Annotated in this window: 12 protein-coding genes; 11 read left to right on the top strand and 1 reads right to left on the bottom strand. The window is 72.1% G+C overall.

Annotated features, from left to right (window positions below; translation table 11 throughout):
• Positions 1 to 28 precede the first annotated feature (28 nt).
• The 11 genes from ACFV88_RS21595 (at position 29) to ACFV88_RS21545 (ending at position 13,387) form a co-directional block, all read left to right on the top strand.
• Positions 29 to 2,641 (top strand): ATP-binding protein, encoded by a 2,613-nt coding sequence (locus ACFV88_RS21595; RefSeq protein WP_385493320.1) that lies wholly within the window; start codon positions 29 to 31, stop codon positions 2,639 to 2,641.
• 37 nt (positions 2,642 to 2,678) lie between these two features.
• Positions 2,679 to 2,909 carry a hypothetical protein gene (locus ACFV88_RS21590; RefSeq protein WP_385493319.1) on the top strand — a complete coding sequence of 77 codons (231 nt, stop codon included), beginning with the start codon at positions 2,679 to 2,681 and terminating at the stop codon, positions 2,907 to 2,909.
• Complete coding sequence (gene kdpF, locus ACFV88_RS21585; RefSeq protein ID WP_385493318.1) at positions 2,906 to 2,995, top strand: K(+)-transporting ATPase subunit F; 90 nt, start codon at positions 2,906 to 2,908, stop codon at positions 2,993 to 2,995. The genes ACFV88_RS21590 and kdpF overlap by 4 nt, the downstream gene beginning before the upstream one ends.
• Before the next feature lie 8 nt (positions 2,996 to 3,003).
• Positions 3,004 to 4,665, top strand: a complete 1,662-nt coding sequence (kdpA, locus tag ACFV88_RS21580; protein ID WP_385493317.1) for a potassium-transporting ATPase subunit KdpA — start codon at positions 3,004 to 3,006, stop codon at positions 4,663 to 4,665.
• Positions 4,665 to 6,818, top strand: a complete 2,154-nt coding sequence (gene kdpB, locus ACFV88_RS21575; protein ID WP_385493316.1) for a potassium-transporting ATPase subunit KdpB — start codon at positions 4,665 to 4,667, stop codon at positions 6,816 to 6,818. The genes kdpA and kdpB overlap by 1 nt, the downstream gene beginning before the upstream one ends.
• A 5-nt stretch (positions 6,819 to 6,823) precedes the next feature.
• The gene (locus ACFV88_RS21570) at positions 6,824 to 7,489 is read left to right on the top strand and encodes a potassium-transporting ATPase subunit C (protein ID WP_385493315.1); all 666 of its coding nucleotides are present in this window, start codon (positions 6,824 to 6,826) and stop codon (positions 7,487 to 7,489) included.
• 85 nt (positions 7,490 to 7,574) lie between these two features.
• On the top strand, positions 7,575 to 8,258 hold the full coding sequence (locus ACFV88_RS21565) for a response regulator (RefSeq protein ID WP_385493314.1): 684 nt from the start codon (positions 7,575 to 7,577) through the stop codon (positions 8,256 to 8,258).
• Positions 8,259 to 8,268: 10 nt separating this feature from the next.
• Positions 8,269 to 10,794 carry a DUF4118 domain-containing protein gene (locus ACFV88_RS21560; protein WP_385493313.1) on the top strand — a complete coding sequence of 842 codons (2,526 nt, stop codon included), beginning with the start codon at positions 8,269 to 8,271 and terminating at the stop codon, positions 10,792 to 10,794.
• Positions 10,795 to 10,988: 194 nt separating this feature from the next.
• Entirely contained in the window at positions 10,989 to 11,441 is a 453-nt protein-coding gene (locus ACFV88_RS21555; protein WP_385493311.1) for a cupin domain-containing protein, read from the top strand.
• A gap of 129 nt (positions 11,442 to 11,570) precedes the next feature.
• On the top strand, positions 11,571 to 12,701 hold the full coding sequence (locus ACFV88_RS21550) for a sensor histidine kinase (protein WP_385493310.1): 1,131 nt from the start codon (positions 11,571 to 11,573) through the stop codon (positions 12,699 to 12,701).
• The gene (locus ACFV88_RS21545) at positions 12,698 to 13,387 is read left to right on the top strand and encodes a response regulator (RefSeq protein ID WP_385493309.1); all 690 of its coding nucleotides are present in this window, start codon (positions 12,698 to 12,700) and stop codon (positions 13,385 to 13,387) included. The genes ACFV88_RS21550 and ACFV88_RS21545 overlap by 4 nt, the downstream gene beginning before the upstream one ends.
• A 20-nt stretch (positions 13,388 to 13,407) precedes the next feature.
• On the opposite strand, the gene ACFV88_RS21540 is transcribed toward ACFV88_RS21545, so the two are convergent.
• Complete coding sequence (locus ACFV88_RS21540; RefSeq protein ID WP_385493308.1) at positions 13,408 to 15,015, bottom strand: M48 family metalloprotease; 1,608 nt, start codon at positions 15,013 to 15,015, stop codon at positions 13,408 to 13,410.
• Positions 15,016 to 15,200 lie beyond the last annotated feature (185 nt).

Genomic DNA, 15,200 nt, shown 5'->3' with positions numbered 1-15,200 from the left:
GCCGGCCCGGTCCCCTCGCGCCCCGCCCATGAATCACACCCCCGCACCCCCCGCACCCCCGGGCCGCAGCAGTGGCCCCGGCCGTCTCAAGGTGTTCCTCGGCGCCGCGCCCGGTGCGGGCAAGACCTGCCGGATGCTGGAGGAGGCCCACCGCAGGGCGGCCCGCGGCACGGACGTCGTGATCGGAATCGTCGAGTCCCACGGCCGCCCCCGCACCCTGGCCCTGACCGAGGGCCTGACCGCACTGCCCCCCGGCGCCGCGCCCGGCCTCGACCTCGGCGCCCTGCTGGCCCGCCGCCCGGGACTCGCCCTGGTGGACGACCTCGCCCGCGCCAACCCGCCCGGCTCGCCCCACGCCCACCGCTGGCAGGACGTGGCGGCCCTGCTCGCCGCCGGCATCGACGTCGCCACCACCGTCGACGTCCGCCACCTGGAGTCCCTCAGCGACGTGGTGGAGAAGATCACCGACGTAGCGCAACCCGAGCGGGTGCCCGACGAGTTCGTCCGCGGCGCCGACCAGATCGAACTGGTCGACGTCCCGCCGGACGCCCTGCGCCGCCGACTGGTGCACGGCGACATCTGCCCGCCCGACGAGGTCGACGCCGTGCTCGCCAGCTACGTCCGGCCCGGCACCCTCACCGCCCTGCGCCAACTCGCGCTGCTCTGGCTCGCCGACCAGGTGGACCAGGCCCTGCACGACTACCGCACCGCGCACGGCATCGGGGGCGTGTGGGAGACCCGCGAACGGGTCGTCGTCGCCCTGACCGGCGGCCCCGAGGGCGACACCCTGATCCGGCGCGCCGCCCGGATCGCGGACCGGTCCGCCGGGGGCGATCTGCTCGCCGTCCACGTGACGCGCAGCGACGGACTCGCCGCCGGCACCTCGCACGGCGCGCTGGCCCGGCAACGGCGACTCGTCGAGAGCCTGGGCGGGACGTACCACTCGGTCGTCGGGAACGACGTGCCCACCGCCCTGGTCGAGTTCGCCCGCGCCGAGGACGCCACCCAGCTGGTGCTCGGCACCAGCCGCCGGGGCCGGGTCGAACGCTTCCTCACCGGACGCGGCACCGGGGACACCATCGTCGCGCTCTCCGGCGACATCGATGTCCACATCGTCACCCACGAACGTGCCGGACGCGGCACCCTGCTGCCCTCCCGACGGCGGACCCTGCCCCCGGCGCGCACCGCCGCCGGACCGGTCGCCGGGCTCCTGCTCCCCGTCCTGCTGACCCTGCTGCTCGACCTGGATCCCGCCCGCGCCGCGCTCGACCTCACCAGCGAGGCCCTGCTGTTCCTGCTCGCGGTGGTCGCCGTCGCCTGCATCGGCGGGGTCACCTCCGCCGTCGTCGCCTCGGTCACCGCCTCCCTGCTCCTCAACTACTGGTTCATCCCGCCCGTCGGCCGCTTCACCCTCCACGACGCCAACGCCCTCATCGCCCTGGCCGTCTTCGCGGTGGTCGCCGCGACCGTCGCCGCCGTCGTCGACCGCTCGCTACGGCTGTCCAGACGTTCGGCCCGCGCCACCGCCGAGGCCGAGACCCTCTCCTCCCTCGCCGGCAGCATCGTGCGCGGCGACGCCACCATCCCGGCCCTCCTCGACCGGGCCCGGGAGACCTTCGGCGTCACCTCGGTGGAACTCGTCGACACCCGCCCGGCGGCCCGGGGACTCCTGCTCGCGAACACCACGACCGCCCCGCCGACGGGCGTCCGGGACCCCTCCGCCCCCCCGGAGGAGGCGGAAGAAGCGGAAGAAGCCGTCACCACCGTCGCCGCGGGGCCCGACACCCAGCTGGTGCTGCGCGGACGCACCCTGGCGGCCTCCGAGCGGCGGGTGCTGGTCGCGTTCGCCGCGCACGCGGGAGCCGCCGTCGAACGGGACCGACTCGCCCGGGCCGCAGCCGAGATAGAGCCGGTACGGGCCGCGGACCGGATGCGGACGGCGCTGCTGCGGGCCGTCGGACACGACCTGCGGACCCCGCTGGCCGCGGGCTGGGCCGCCGTCACCTCGCTGCGCAGCCGGGACGTCGAGTTCAGCGCCCGGGACCGCGAAGAACTCCTCGCCACCGCCGACACCTCCATGGCCCGGCTCAGCGCCCTCGTGGAGAACCTGCTCGACCTGAGCCGGCTGGAGGCCGGGGCGCTCACCCTGTGTCTGCGCCCCACGGCCCTGGAGGAGGTCATCGCCCCGGCCCTGGAGTCCCTGCCCGGCGGGCTGCCGACGGTCGAGGTCCGCAACCTGGAACGGGTCCCGGACGTCCTGGCCGACCCACCGCTGCTGGAACGCGTCCTCGCGAACCTGGTCGCCAACGCGGTGCGCCACGGTCCGCCCGCGCACCCCGTGCTGCTCACCGCCAGCGCCCTCGCCGACCGGGTCGAGCTGCGGATCGCGGACCGGGGACCCGGGCTGCCCGCGGCCGGACGGGAGCGGATCTTCGAGCCCTTCCAACGGCTCGGCGACACCGACAACACCAGCGGCCTCGGTCTCGGCCTCGCCCTGTCGCGGGGGCTCACCGAGGCCATGGACGGCACCCTCACCCCGGAGGACACCCCGGGCGGCGGTTTGACGATGGTGCTCCGCCTGCCCGTCGCGCGTAGCGCACCGCAGCCGGACCGCGTCGTCGACCGGCCGCCGTTCAGGTGATCTTTCCGCAGGTCAGAGCGGCAGGCCGGGGAGGCGTATGGGAGCCGTCAATACCGTGCGGGGCGCCGTAAGAGGAGCGTCAACGGCGGCGGTCGGAGGCGGGATAGCAGGTTTCCTCGAACAGTCCGCTCATCCGACTGCATTCGGCCGACCTGGTCGACCGATCTCAACCCAGGAGCTCACGATGGCCGACCTGGCCTTCGTCGTCACCACGATCGCGGTCTTCGCACTGGTGGCGCTCGTCGCCAAGGGGGTGACGAAGCTGTGACCGTCGAAAACACCATCGGCCTGATCGTGGCCGTCGCCCTGCTGGGCTACCTCGTCCTCGCCCTCATCTACCCGGAGAGGTTCTGAGCCCGGTCATGAGCCCCGAACTCGCTGGAGTGCTCCAGCTCCTGGCGCTGGTGGCCGCGCTCGCCCTGGCCTACCGCCCGCTGGGTGACCACATGGCCCGCGTCTACTCCTCCGACCGCCACCTGCGGGTCGAGAAGTGGATCTACAAGGGCATCGGCGCCAACCCGAGCGCCGAAATGCGCTGGCCCGCCTACCTCCGCGGCGTCCTCGCCTTCTCCGCCGTCGGCGTCCTCTTCCTGTACCTCCTCCAACGGCTCCAGGGCAGCCTGCCCGGCTCCCTCGGCTTCGCCTCGATCGACCCCGACCAGGCGTTCAACACGGCCGCCTCGTTCGTCTCCAACACCAACTGGCAGTCGTACTACGGCGAACAGGCCATGGGCCACGTCGTCCAGACCGGTGGTCTGGCGGTGCAGAACTTCGTGTCCGCCGCCGTCGGCATGGCCGTCGCCGTCGCCCTCGTCCGCGGCTTCGCCCGCTCCCGCACCGGTGAACTCGGCAACTTCTGGTCCGACCTGGTGCGCGGCCTGGTGCGCATCCTGCTGCCCCTCGCGGTGATCGGTGCGATCGTGCTCGTCGCCACCGGAGCCATCCAGAACTTCGCCGGCATCCACGAGGTCGGCCAGTTCACCGGCGGCAGCCAGCAGTGGAACGGTGGCGCGGTCGCCTCCCAGGAGGTCATCAAGGAACTCGGCACCAACGGCGGCGGCTACTTCAACGCCAACTCCGCCCACCCGTTCGAGAACCCCAACGCGTTCTCCAACCTCTTCGAGATCTTCCTGATCCTACTGATCCCGTTCTCGATCACCCGCACCTTCGGCGTCATGGTCGGCTCGGTGCGCCAGGGCTACGCGATCCTCGGCACGATGGTCACCATCTGGGTCGCCTTCATCGCCCTGATGTGGTGGACCGAGTTCGCCCACCGCTCGCCCGCCTACGAGATCGCGGGCGCCGCGATGGAGGGCAAGGAGACCCGGTTCGGCGTCGGCGCCTCGGCGATCTTCGCGGTGTCCACCACCCTCACCTCGACCGGCGCGGTCGACTCCTTCCACTCCTCGTACACCGGCCTCGGCGGCGGCATCACCATGCTCGGCATGATGCTCGGCGAGATCGCGCCCGGCGGCGTCGGCTCCGGCCTGTACGGCATGCTCATCATGGCCGTCATCGCCGTGTTCCTCGCCGGACTCATGGTCGGCCGGACCCCCGAGTACCTCGGCAAGAAGATCGGCACCCGCGAGATCAAACTCGCCGCCTGCTACCTCCTGGTCACCCCGACCCTGGTCCTGGTCTTCACCTCCGCGTCGATGGCCCTGCCCACCCCGCCCGACTCCATGCTCAACCCCGGCGCGCACGGCTTCTCCGAAGTCCTCTACGCCTTCACCTCGGGCGCCAACAACAACGGCTCCGCCTTCGCCGGACTCACCGCGGACACCCAGTGGTACAACACCACGATCGGCCTCGCGATGCTGCTCGGCCGGTTCATCCCGATGGTGTTCGTCCTCGCCCTCGCCGGCTCGCTCGCCGAGCAGAAGCCCGTGCCCGTCACGGCCGGCACCCTCCGCACGGAGAAGCCGCTGTTCACCGGGCTCCTCACCGGAACCATCCTCATCATCACCGGGCTGACGTACTTCCCCGCCCTGGCCCTCGGCCCGCTCGCGGAAGGGCTGGCCTGATGACCCCGCGCACCGACAACCCCGCAGGTGACCCCATGACCGTTCCCGCGCCCCCCAGTGCCTCCCCGAGCCGGGCGCCTCACCAGGACGTCCCGACCGGGCACCAGGACGCCGGACGGGTCGGCGCCGGACTCTTCGACCCCGCACAACTGCTGAGGTCGCTGCCCGACGCCTTCCGCAAGCTCGACCCCCGCGTGATGGTCAAGTCGCCCGTCATGTTCGTCGTCCTCGTCGGCTCCGTCCTGACGACCGGGTTCTCCGTCGCGGACCCCGGCGACTGGTTCGGCTGGACCATCTCCGCCTGGCTGTGGCTCACCGTCCTCTTCGCCAACCTCGCCGAAGCCGTCGCCGAAGGCCGCGGCAAGGCGCAGGCCGACACCCTCCGCAAGGCCAAGACCGACACCGTCGCCCGCCGCCTCACCCGGGACGGTCACGGCGAGGAGCAGGTGCCCGGCACCGAACTGCGCGTCGGGGACCGGGTGGTGTGCGAGGCCGGCGACATCATCCCCGGGGACGGTGACGTCGTCGAAGGCGTCGCCTCCGTCGACGAGTCCGCCATCACCGGCGAGTCCGCCCCCGTCATCCGGGAGTCCGGCGGCGACCGTTCGGCCGTCACCGGCGGCACCAAGGTCCTCTCCGACCGCATCGTCGTCACCATCACCACCAAACCCGGCGAGACCTTCATCGACCGGATGATCGGCCTGGTCGAGGGCGCCGCCCGACAGAAGACCCCGAACGAGATCGCGCTCAACATCCTGCTCGCCTCGCTCACCATCGTCTTCCTGCTCGCGGTCGTCACCCTCCCCCCGTTCGCCGACTACGCCGGCACCGAACTGTCCATGGTCGTCCTGGTGGCACTGCTCGTCTGTCTGATCCCCACCACCATCGGGGCCCTGCTCTCCGCCATCGGCATCGCCGGCATGGACCGGCTGGTGCAGCGCAACGTCCTCGCCATGTCGGGCCGCGCGGTCGAAGCCGCGGGCGACGTCTCCACCCTGCTCCTCGACAAGACGGGCACCATCACCCTCGGCAACCGCCAGGCCGCCGAGTTCGTCCCGGTCGCCGGCACCACCGAGTCCGAGGTCGCCAACGCGGCGCAACTGTCCTCACTCGCCGACGAGACCCCCGAGGGCCGCTCGATCGTCGTCCTCGCCAAGGAGAAGTACGGACTGCGCGAACGCCACCAGGGCGAACTGACGGGCGCCGAATGGATCTCCTTCACCGCCCAGACCCGGATGTCCGGCGTCGACGTCGAGGGCCGCAAGATCCGCAAGGGCGCCACCGGCTCCGTCCTCACCTGGGTCCGCGACCAGGGCGGCACCCCCGCCCCGGACGCCGACGCCGCCGCCGAACGGATCTCCCAAGCCGGCGGAACGCCCCTGCTGGTCGCCGTCGAGGACGACCGCGGCGCCCGCGTCCTCGGTGTCATCCACCTCAAGGACGTCGTCAAGGAGGGCATGCGCGAACGGTTCGCCGAACTGCGTCGCATGGGCATCAAGACCGTCATGATCACCGGGGACAACCCGCTGACGGCCAAGGCCATCGCCGACGAGGCCGGAGTCGACGACTTCCTCGCCGAGGCCACCCCCGAGGACAAGATGGCCCTCATCAAACGGGAACAGGCCGGCGGCAAACTCGTCGCCATGACCGGGGACGGCACCAACGACGCCCCCGCCCTCGCCCAGGCGGACGTGGGCGTCGCGATGAACACCGGCACCTCCGCCGCCAAGGAGGCCGGGAACATGGTCGACCTCGACTCCAACCCGACCAAACTCATCGAGATCGTGGAGATCGGCAAGCAACTCCTCATCACCCGGGGCGCCCTCACCACCTTCTCCATCGCCAACGACGTCGCCAAGTACTTCGCGATCATCCCCGCGCTGTTCGCCGCCGTGTACCCGGGCCTCGACACCCTCAACGTCATGCGGCTGCACTCGCCCGACTCGGCCATCCTGTCCGCGGTCATCTTCAACGCGCTCGTCATCATCGCGCTGGTACCGCTCGCCCTGCGCGGCGTCCGCTACCGACCGGTGAGCGCCGACAAGCTGCTCCGCCGCAACCTCGGCATCTACGGCCTCGGCGGACTGATCGCGCCCTTCATCGGCATCAAGGCCATCGACCTGCTCCTCTCCCTCATCCCCGGGATCGGCTGACCGCCATGAACACCTCCGTATCGAACACCGCCCGGCTGCTCGCCGCCGGACTGCGCGCCCTGTTGGTGCTCACCCTGGTGACCGGCGTGCTCTACCCGCTCGCCGTCACCGGGGTCGCCCAGGGCCTCTTCCGGGACAAGGCGAACGGCTCCGAGATCACGTCCGACGGCAAGGTGGTCGGCTCGGCGCTCATCGGGCAGGCGTACAACCTGCCGCTGAAGGAGGGCGAGGAGACCCCGACGGCCGACCTCAAGTGGTTCCAGGGCCGGCCCCAGAACGGCCTCGGCACCAACTCCGTCAACACCCAGTACAGCCTGATCCTCTCCGGTGCGACCAACCTGGCCGGCGACAACCCGGTGCTGATCGAGCAGGTCAAGGCCGCGCAGGCCGCGGTGGTCAAGGACAACTCGGTGCCCGGCCACCCGGTCGCCCCCGGTGACGTCCCCGCCGACGCGGTGACCTCCTCGGGATCGGGCCTCGACCCGGCGATCTCCCCCGCGTACGCGGACCTCCAGGTCCGCCGGGTCGCCGCCCGCAACGGGCTGTCCGTCGAGCAGGTCCAGAAGCTCGTGGACGCACACGAACAGGGCCGACTGCTCGGCTTCATGGGGGAGCCCACCGTGAACGTCCTCGAACTGAACATCGCCCTCAAGGAACTCACCCGCCGCTGATGTCGGGACCCGGGTCCGGCCCGCCCAGCGCGGCGCCGGACCCGAACCACCCGCACGGCGCCCCGACCAAGGAGGCCGCACACCGATGACCCGGGTCCTGGTGGTGGAGGACGATCCGCAACTAGTACGGGCACTGGTCATCACCCTCAGAGCCCGCGGCTACGAGACCGACACCGCCACCGACGGCGTCACCGCCCTCAGCCGGGCCGCCGACCGACCTCCGGACGCCGTGCTCCTCGACCTCGGGCTGCCCGACATGAGCGGCGTCGCCGTGCTCCGGGTGCTCCGCGGACGGAGCCCGGTCCCCGTCGTGGTGGTGTCGGCCCGCCGAACGCCCGAGGAGAAGGTCGCCGCCCTCGACGCCGGCGCCGACGACTACGTCACCAAGCCGTTCAGCATGGACGAACTCCTGGCCCGGTTACGGGCGGCCGTACGACGCGGCGGCAGCGTCGTCGGCGGCCTGAACCCGCCGCTGGTCACCACCGACGACTTCACCGTCGACCTCGTCGCCAAACGGGCCGCCCGCGCCGGCCGTGACATCCGGCTCACCCCCACCGAATGGCACATCCTGGAGATCCTGGTGACCAACCCCGGCCGCATGGTCGGCCAGCGGGAACTGCTGCGCGAAGTGTGGGGCCCCTCGCACAGCGGAAAATCGAACTACCTGCGGGTGTACCTGGCCCAGTTGCGCCGCAAACTGGAACCCGACCCCTCACACCCCCGCTATCTGATCACGGAGCCCGGAATGGGCTACCGCTTCGAGAGGTGAGGACCAACGGATGGGACGCGGCAAGCTACGGATCTACCTCGGTGCGGCGCCGGGTGTGGGGAAGACGTATTCGATGTTGTCGGAGGCGCATCGGCGGGTGGAGCGGGGTACGGATTGTGTGGTGGCTTTTGTGGAGCATCATGGGCGGCCTCGTACGGAGGTGATGTTGCACGGGGTGGAGCAGGTGCCGCGGGTGGAGTTGGGGTATCGGGGTGCGGTGTTTTCGGAGATGGATGTGGGGGCGGTGTTGGCGCGGCGTCCTGCGGTGGCGTTGGTGGATGAGTTGGCGCATACGAATGTGCCGGGGTCGCGGAATGCGAAGCGTTGGCAGGATGTGGAGGAGTTGTTGGCGGCGGGGATCGATGTGGTTTCCACGGTGAACATCCAGCATTTGGAGTCGTTGGGTGATGTGGTGGAGTCGATCACGGGGGTGCGGCAGCGGGAGACGGTGCCGGATGAGGTGGTGCGGCGGGCGGATCAGATAGAGCTGGTGGACATGTCGCCGCAGGCGTTGCGGCGGCGGATGGCGCACGGGAACATTTATCAGTCGGACAAGGTCGATGCGGCGTTGTCGAACTACTTCCGGCCGGGGAACCTGACGGCGTTGCGGGAGTTGGCGTTGCTGTGGGTCGCCGACCGCGTCGACGAGTACCTGAAGGAGTACCGCAGCGAACACCGCGTCTCACGGATCTGGGGTTCGCGCGAACGCATCGTCGTCGGACTGACCGGCGGGCCGGAGGGGCGCACGCTGATACGGCGTGCCGCGCGGTTGGCGGAGAAGGGTGCGGGCGGTGAGGTGCTCGCCGTCTACATCTCCCGCAGTGACGGCCTCACCGCCGCCTCCCCCAAGGAACTCACCGTCCAACGCACCCTGGTGGAGGACCTCGGCGGCACCTACCACCAAGTGGTGGGCGACGACGTGTCCACCGCCATCCTGGAGTTCGCCCGTGGGGTCAACGCCACCCAGATCGTGTTGGGCGTCTCGCGCCGCCGGACCTGGCAGTACGTCTTCGGCCCGGGCGTCAGCGCCACGGTCGCCCGGGAGTCCGGGCCCGACCTCGACGTGCACCTCGTCACCCACGACGAGATGGGCAAGGGCCGCGGTCTGCCCGGAGCCCACGGCGGACGCCTCGGACGGGCCAGGGTCGTCCGCGGCTGGCTCGTCGGCATCCTCGGCCCGGTCCTGCTCACCCTGTTGCTCGACCTCGCCGCCCCCGAAGTGGGCCTGGCCAACGACATGTTGCTGTTCCTCACGCTGACCGTGGGCGCGGCCCTGCTCGGCGGACTGTGGCCCGCACTGGCCTCCGCCGTCTTCGGTTCACTGCTGCTGAACTGGTTCTTCACCCCACCGCTGCACCACTTCTCCATCGCCGACCCCAAGAACATCGTCGCCATCGTCATCTTCATCGGGGTGGCCGTGGCGGTCGCCTCGGTGGTGGACCTGGCGGCCCGCCGCACCCACCAGGCGGCCCGGCTGCGCGCCGAGTCGGAGATCCTCTCCTTCCTCGCCGGTAGCGTCCTGCGCGGGGAGACCTCCCTCGATGCGCTGCTCGACCGGGTCCGCGAAACCTTCGCCATGGAATCCGTCGCCCTGCTGGAACGCGAGGACGAGGTCGCTCCCTGGACCTGCGCCGGCAGCGTCGGCCCCGCCCCCGTGTGTCGGCCCGAGGACGCCCAGGTGGACATGCCGGTCGGGGACGACATGGCGCTGGCGCTGTCCGGGCGGGTGCTGCCCGCGGAGGACCGACGGGTGCTCGCCGCCTTCGCCGCGCAGGCCGCCGTCGTCCTCGACCGCCGACGCCTCCAGGAGGAGGCGGACCAGGCGCACACCCTGGCCGAGGGCAACCGCATCCGCACCGCGCTGCTCGCCGCCGTCAGCCACGACCTGCGCACCCCGCTCGCCGGGATCAAGGCCGCCGTGTCCTCGCTGCGTTCCGACGACGTCGCCTGGTCCGAGGAGGACGAGGCCGAACTGCTGGCCGCGATCGAGGAGGGCGCCGACCGGCTGGACAACCTCGTCGGGAACCTCCTCGACATGTCCCGCCTCCAGACCGGCACCGTCCAACCCCTGATCCGGGCGATCGATCTGGAGGAGGTCGTCCCGATGGCGCTGGGCGGGCTGCCCGACCCGGAGGCGAGCGTGCTGCTCGACATCCCCCAGCGACTGCCGATGGTCTCCGTCGACAAGGGCCTGTTGGAACGGGCGGTCGCCAACGTCGTCGAGAACGCCGTCAAGTACAGCCCGGCCACCGCCCGGGTCCTCGTCGCGGCCAGCGCCATGGCCGACCGCGTCGAGATCCGCGTCGTCGACCGCGGCCCCGGGGTGCCCGACGAGGCCAAGGACCGCATCTTCGAACCCTTCCAACGCTACGGGGACGTGCCCCGGGGCGCCGGGGTCGGCCTCGGCCTCGCCGTCGCCCGCGGCTTCACCGAGGCGATCGGCGGCACCCTCACCGCGGAGGACACCCCCGGCGGCGGCCTCACCATGGTCCTGTCCCTGCGGTGCCTCCCCGGCCGGTCCGCACCGGACGCGTAGCACCCGCACCGACCGGGCGCCCGCGGGGACTTCGACAGCGCGGGCGCCGCGCGCTGAACGGACGGCGTCCGCCGGACGTACCGCAGGGCACCACGGCTCCTCGACCACTGGGCGGACAGCACGCGCCTCCCGTCGCCGAACGGTCCCGGGTCCGCCGTGGCCGACGTCCCCCGTCCTGGCCGGAGGTGGTAGGCATGACGTCCTCTTCGTCGACCGGAGTGCTCGCACGGGTACCCGAACTGATCCGCGGGGCTTCGCGGGAGCAGAGCGGGGCGCTGTGGCGACTGGTGGCCGGGGCGCGGCAACTCGACGCCCACATCGTCCGGTTGGGTCCGGGCGCCGAGGTCGCGTCGCACGTCGAACCCGACCTCGACGTGCTGCTGTACGTCACCGGGGGCGACGGCTGGGTGGTGGCCGACGGCACCCGACGGGAGTTGACCCCCGGCACGGTGGTGTGGCTCGCGCGCGGCACCCCGCACGGGATCGGTGCCGACCCGACCGGACTCACCTACCTCACCGTCCACCGCAGACGCCCCGGCCGTACGGCCCGCCCGGCGGCGACGCGCGGCCCCTGTGCCGGGTGCGGCCGACCCCCGCGCGACCCGGGCGCCCGCTTCTGCTGCGACTGCGGCACCCGACTGGGTTGAACACGGCCCCCTCCCTGCCCGTCAGCCCAGGAGGGTACGCCGGAGGTCGGCCGTACGGAGGACTTCGCCGTGCGCATCACGTCCTCGGGACGGACCGAACCGCCCCGCCGCGCTGCGTAGCCTGCTGCCATGGACGAACGGGAGCCCCGACCCCTGCTGGCGGGGAGGCTGCGCACGGACTTCTGGCGGTGGGTGGACGCGGGCGCCGCCGTCCTGCTCGCCGCCGCCTTCGGGACGGGCGAGGCGCTGACCGGTTGGGCCCCCGCCACGGCGGCCGTACTGCTCTGGTTGCCCATCGCGGTGCGCCGCCGATGGCCGGTGCCCGTGCTGTACGCCGTACTGACCGGGACGGTCGTCTCCGTACTGAGCCTCCACTGGGAGGAGGCATGGCTCGTGGTGCCGTTGGCGCTGTACACGGTGGCCTCCCAGGAGCCCCGGCGCCGCGCAGTCACCGCGCTGGTCAGCGCACTGGCGGCGGTCGCCGTCACCACCACCCTGATACGGCCGGCGACCCCCGGCCAAACGATTTCGGGCATCGTCTTCGTCGCGCTGCTGCTGACCGTGCCCTGGCTGATCGGCACGGCCCAGCGGGACCAACGACTGCACGCACGGGTCCTCGCCCGACAGGCCGTCACCGACGAACGGCTGCGCATCGCCCGGGAACTCCACGACATGGTGGCGCACCACCTGACGGTGATCACCGTACGGGCCGAGGTCGCCCGCGCGGTCGCCGCCACCAACCCCGGGGAGGTCGAGAAGACCCTCGCCCTGGTCGGGGCCGCCGGCCGGACCGCGCTCGCCGACATGCGCCACATGCTCGGGGTGCTGCGCACCCCGCTGGAGGAGGCCCAGTTGGGGCCGGTGCCCGGCCTCGCGGACCTGCCCGCCCTCGTCGCGACCGCCGGACCCCGGGTGGAGCTCTGGATGGACCCGGAGGTGGAACTGCTCCCGACCACGGGACTCACCGTCTACCGGATCGTCCAGGAGGCCCTCACCAACGTGGTCCGACACGCGGAGTCGGCCGACTGCCGGGTGACGGTGTCCCGTACCGCACCGGACGGTGTCGACGTCGACATCGTCAACGCGCCACCGCCCCGGGCCGCGCGGTTCACCGGCCGTCGGGCGGGCGGCGGACACGGGCTCGTCGGGATGCGGGAACGGGCGACGATGTGCGGCGGCACCTGCACCGCCGGGCCGTTGGCGGACGGCGGGTTCCGGGTCCACGCCCGACTGCCCGGCACGGACGGGGGAGCGCGATGAGCGGGCCGGTGCGCGTACTGATAGCCGACGATCAGGCCCTGCTACGGACGGGCTTCAGACTGCTCATCGACAGCGTCCCGGACCTCACGGTGGTCGGCGAGGCCGTGACCGGTGAGGAAGCCGTCGACCTCACCCTGCGGTTGCTCCCCGACATCGTCCTCATGGACGTCCGGATGCCCGGGGTCGACGGCCTCGAAGCCACCCGTCGGATCTGCGCCCACCACGCGGCAGCCGGGACCCGGGTGGTGATCCTGACCACCTTCGACCTCGACGAGTACGTGTACGCGGCGCTGCGCGGCGGAGCGAGCGGCTTCCTGCTGAAGGACATCCTCCCCGCCGACCTGCTCACGGCGATCCGGGTCGTCGCCTCCGGTGACGCCCTGCTCGCCCCCGCGGTCACCCGGCGGCTCATCCGGGAGTTCGCCGGACGGGACGAGCCGCGCCCGGCGCTCGCGGAGGACCTGTCGGGTCTCACCCCGAGGGAGGTGGAGATCCTGCGCCTGGTGGCCCGCGGGCTGCCCAATCCGGTCCTCGCCGACCATCTGGGCGTGAGCGTCGCCACCGTCAAGACCCATGTCAGACGGCTGTTGGCGAAGCTCGGGGCGCACGACCGCACGCAACTGGTCGTCATCGCCTACGAGACGGGTCTGGTCGCCGCGGGTGAGGGCCGGTTCGGCCCCCGTTGACGCTCTGCTGCGGCGCGGGCTCACCGACCGGCGTCGGCGTGGGCCAACAGCAGCCGCAGCGGGGCCGTGTCGGGTGGCCGGGCGACCGCCGCGGTGACGGCCGACGCGAGTGCGTCGGCACCGTCGGCCGAGCCTACGACGGGGTGCGCGAGAACGGGGCGGGCGGCCCGCCGCCAGGAGAACTCCCAGCGCACCAGGCCCCGTTCGGTCAGCTCGGCGAGGACCATCTCGTGCAGCCCTTCGCGCACCGCACCCCGGGCGACCGCGGGTTCCCCGGTCGCAGCGGGAAGCCGTGCGGCGAGTGCGTCCAGCCCGCCCGCGTCGATCACGGTGAGCAGCGCACCGGCCGTGGCGGGCCCGCCGGTGTGGGCGGCGAGGGCACGGCGCAGCGGGGAGGTGAACGTCCGTGCCCCGTGTTCCATGGTGTGTTGGAGCAGTTCCGGCCACCCCGGGGCGCGGGGCAGCCCGCGCAGGTCCGCGGCGAGGGCCACGCCCTCCAGTGCTCGGGCCGTTCGCCCCGGGTCGGTCAGCAGGGCGGTGGCCGGCCGGGCGTCCTCGTCACCCGGTGCGTCCGCGGGGAGTTCCTCGATCCGCTCGATCCGGTCCGCCACGGGCGGGTGCGAGTCGTACGGGGAGGGGTCGGACAGCGGCGGTTCGGCCCGTAGCACCGCCAGTTCGGGGGCCCGCGCGGCGAGCAGCGCACCGAAGCCGCCGAACACCTCGCCGTGCGGCGGGAGGAGTCCCGCCTCCACCCCCATCAGGGCGTACCCGTGGAGGTACTGCTCGTGTGCGGTCTCCAGGACGGGGACCTCGCGCAGGGCGGAGACGGTGGCGGCCCGGCCGGTGATCCGTGCCGCGGCCCGGTCGGCCGCGTACTCCTGGCGCCGGGAGACGGCCAGGGTGCTGCGCAGGTAGTGGTTCCCGTAGGCGGTGTAGAGGCGGATCAGCATCCGCAGGCTGGTGCCGGAGTAACGGCGCAGCAGGACCACCCGCCTGAGGTGTTTGCGCCGTTTGCGGGCCCTGCCCCGGGCCGCGGCCTTGGCCGCCTTCCTGAGGTGCCCGTCGACCGCTTTCTTACGCTGCCAGCGGGCGAACGACTCGCTGTGTTGGATGGTCCGCAGGACATGGGTCCGCCCGCGGACCGTGAGGGAGACCAGCCGGGTGTCGTGGTGCGCGTAGTGCCCCAGTTCGTGGGCGAGCACCGCCCGCACCTGTGCCTCGTCCAGTCCGAGCAGCAGGGGCAGCCCCAGGTGCAGCCGCCGGGTGCCCGGGACCAGGGCGAGGAACCGGGCGTCCTCCGTGACGGACGCTCCCGGGTCCGCGGTCAGCACGATCTCGGACGGGGGGTCGGTGCCGACCCGCTCGGCCAGTTCCCGGACGGTGTGCCAGAGCCGGGGCTCCTCGGCCTCGGTGAGCAGCAACCCCGGTCGGGTCCCGGTGGGAACGCGCAGCACGAACAGGCCCCTCAGCACCGGGACCGAGAGGATCACCGGGATGCTGCTGAGCACGGGCGCCCAGTGGAGCAGGACGTACATGGCAATGGCGCAGGCGGTCAGGAGCGCGGCGCCCAGCAGGTAGAAGCCCATCAGGAGGAACACGGCGCGGACGGCGTGGGGGAGGGCGCGCATCGGATGGTCTTCTCCAGAGCGGGATCACCAAAAGCGATCTAAAAAGCTGATCAGGGCAGGGCAAAAGGTGGCAGGGCTTGTGGAGTATCGCCCACGGATGGGTCAACATCAATCGGGTATCGCAGCCGGGCCGCGTCCGGCGATGGTGACCGCGCCCTCTGTGCGGGGGTACGGTCACCGGTCTC

Source organism: Streptomyces sp. NPDC059816, from assembly GCF_042732055.1.
GTDB lineage: Bacteria > Actinomycetota > Actinomycetes > Streptomycetales > Streptomycetaceae > Streptomyces.
The sequence above is the reverse complement of the archived record's forward strand: the minus strand, read 5'-3'. Positions and strand labels throughout refer to the sequence as shown.

Bases quoted from the DNA above. Each gene is read 5' to 3' on its own strand.
- ACFV88_RS21595 (WP_385493320.1), top strand. From the start codon at position 29: ATGAATCACACCCCCGCACCCCCCGCACCCCCGGGCCGCAGCAGTGGC.
- ACFV88_RS21590 (WP_385493319.1), top strand. From the start codon at position 2,679: ATGGGAGCCGTCAATACCGTGCGGGGCGCCGTAAGAGGAGCGTCAACG.
- kdpA (WP_385493317.1), top strand. From the start codon at position 3,004: ATGAGCCCCGAACTCGCTGGAGTGCTCCAGCTCCTGGCGCTGGTGGCC.
- kdpB (WP_385493316.1), top strand. From the start codon at position 4,665: ATGACCCCGCGCACCGACAACCCCGCAGGTGACCCCATGACCGTTCCC.
- ACFV88_RS21570 (WP_385493315.1), top strand. From the start codon at position 6,824: ATGAACACCTCCGTATCGAACACCGCCCGGCTGCTCGCCGCCGGACTG.
- ACFV88_RS21565 (WP_385493314.1), top strand. From the start codon at position 7,575: ATGACCCGGGTCCTGGTGGTGGAGGACGATCCGCAACTAGTACGGGCA.
- ACFV88_RS21560 (WP_385493313.1), top strand. From the start codon at position 8,269: ATGGGACGCGGCAAGCTACGGATCTACCTCGGTGCGGCGCCGGGTGTG.
- ACFV88_RS21555 (WP_385493311.1), top strand. From the start codon at position 10,989: ATGACGTCCTCTTCGTCGACCGGAGTGCTCGCACGGGTACCCGAACTG.
- ACFV88_RS21550 (WP_385493310.1), top strand. From the start codon at position 11,571: ATGGACGAACGGGAGCCCCGACCCCTGCTGGCGGGGAGGCTGCGCACG.
- ACFV88_RS21545 (WP_385493309.1), top strand. From the start codon at position 12,698: ATGAGCGGGCCGGTGCGCGTACTGATAGCCGACGATCAGGCCCTGCTA.
- ACFV88_RS21540 (WP_385493308.1), bottom strand. From the start codon at position 15,015: ATGCGCGCCCTCCCCCACGCCGTCCGCGCCGTGTTCCTCCTGATGGGC.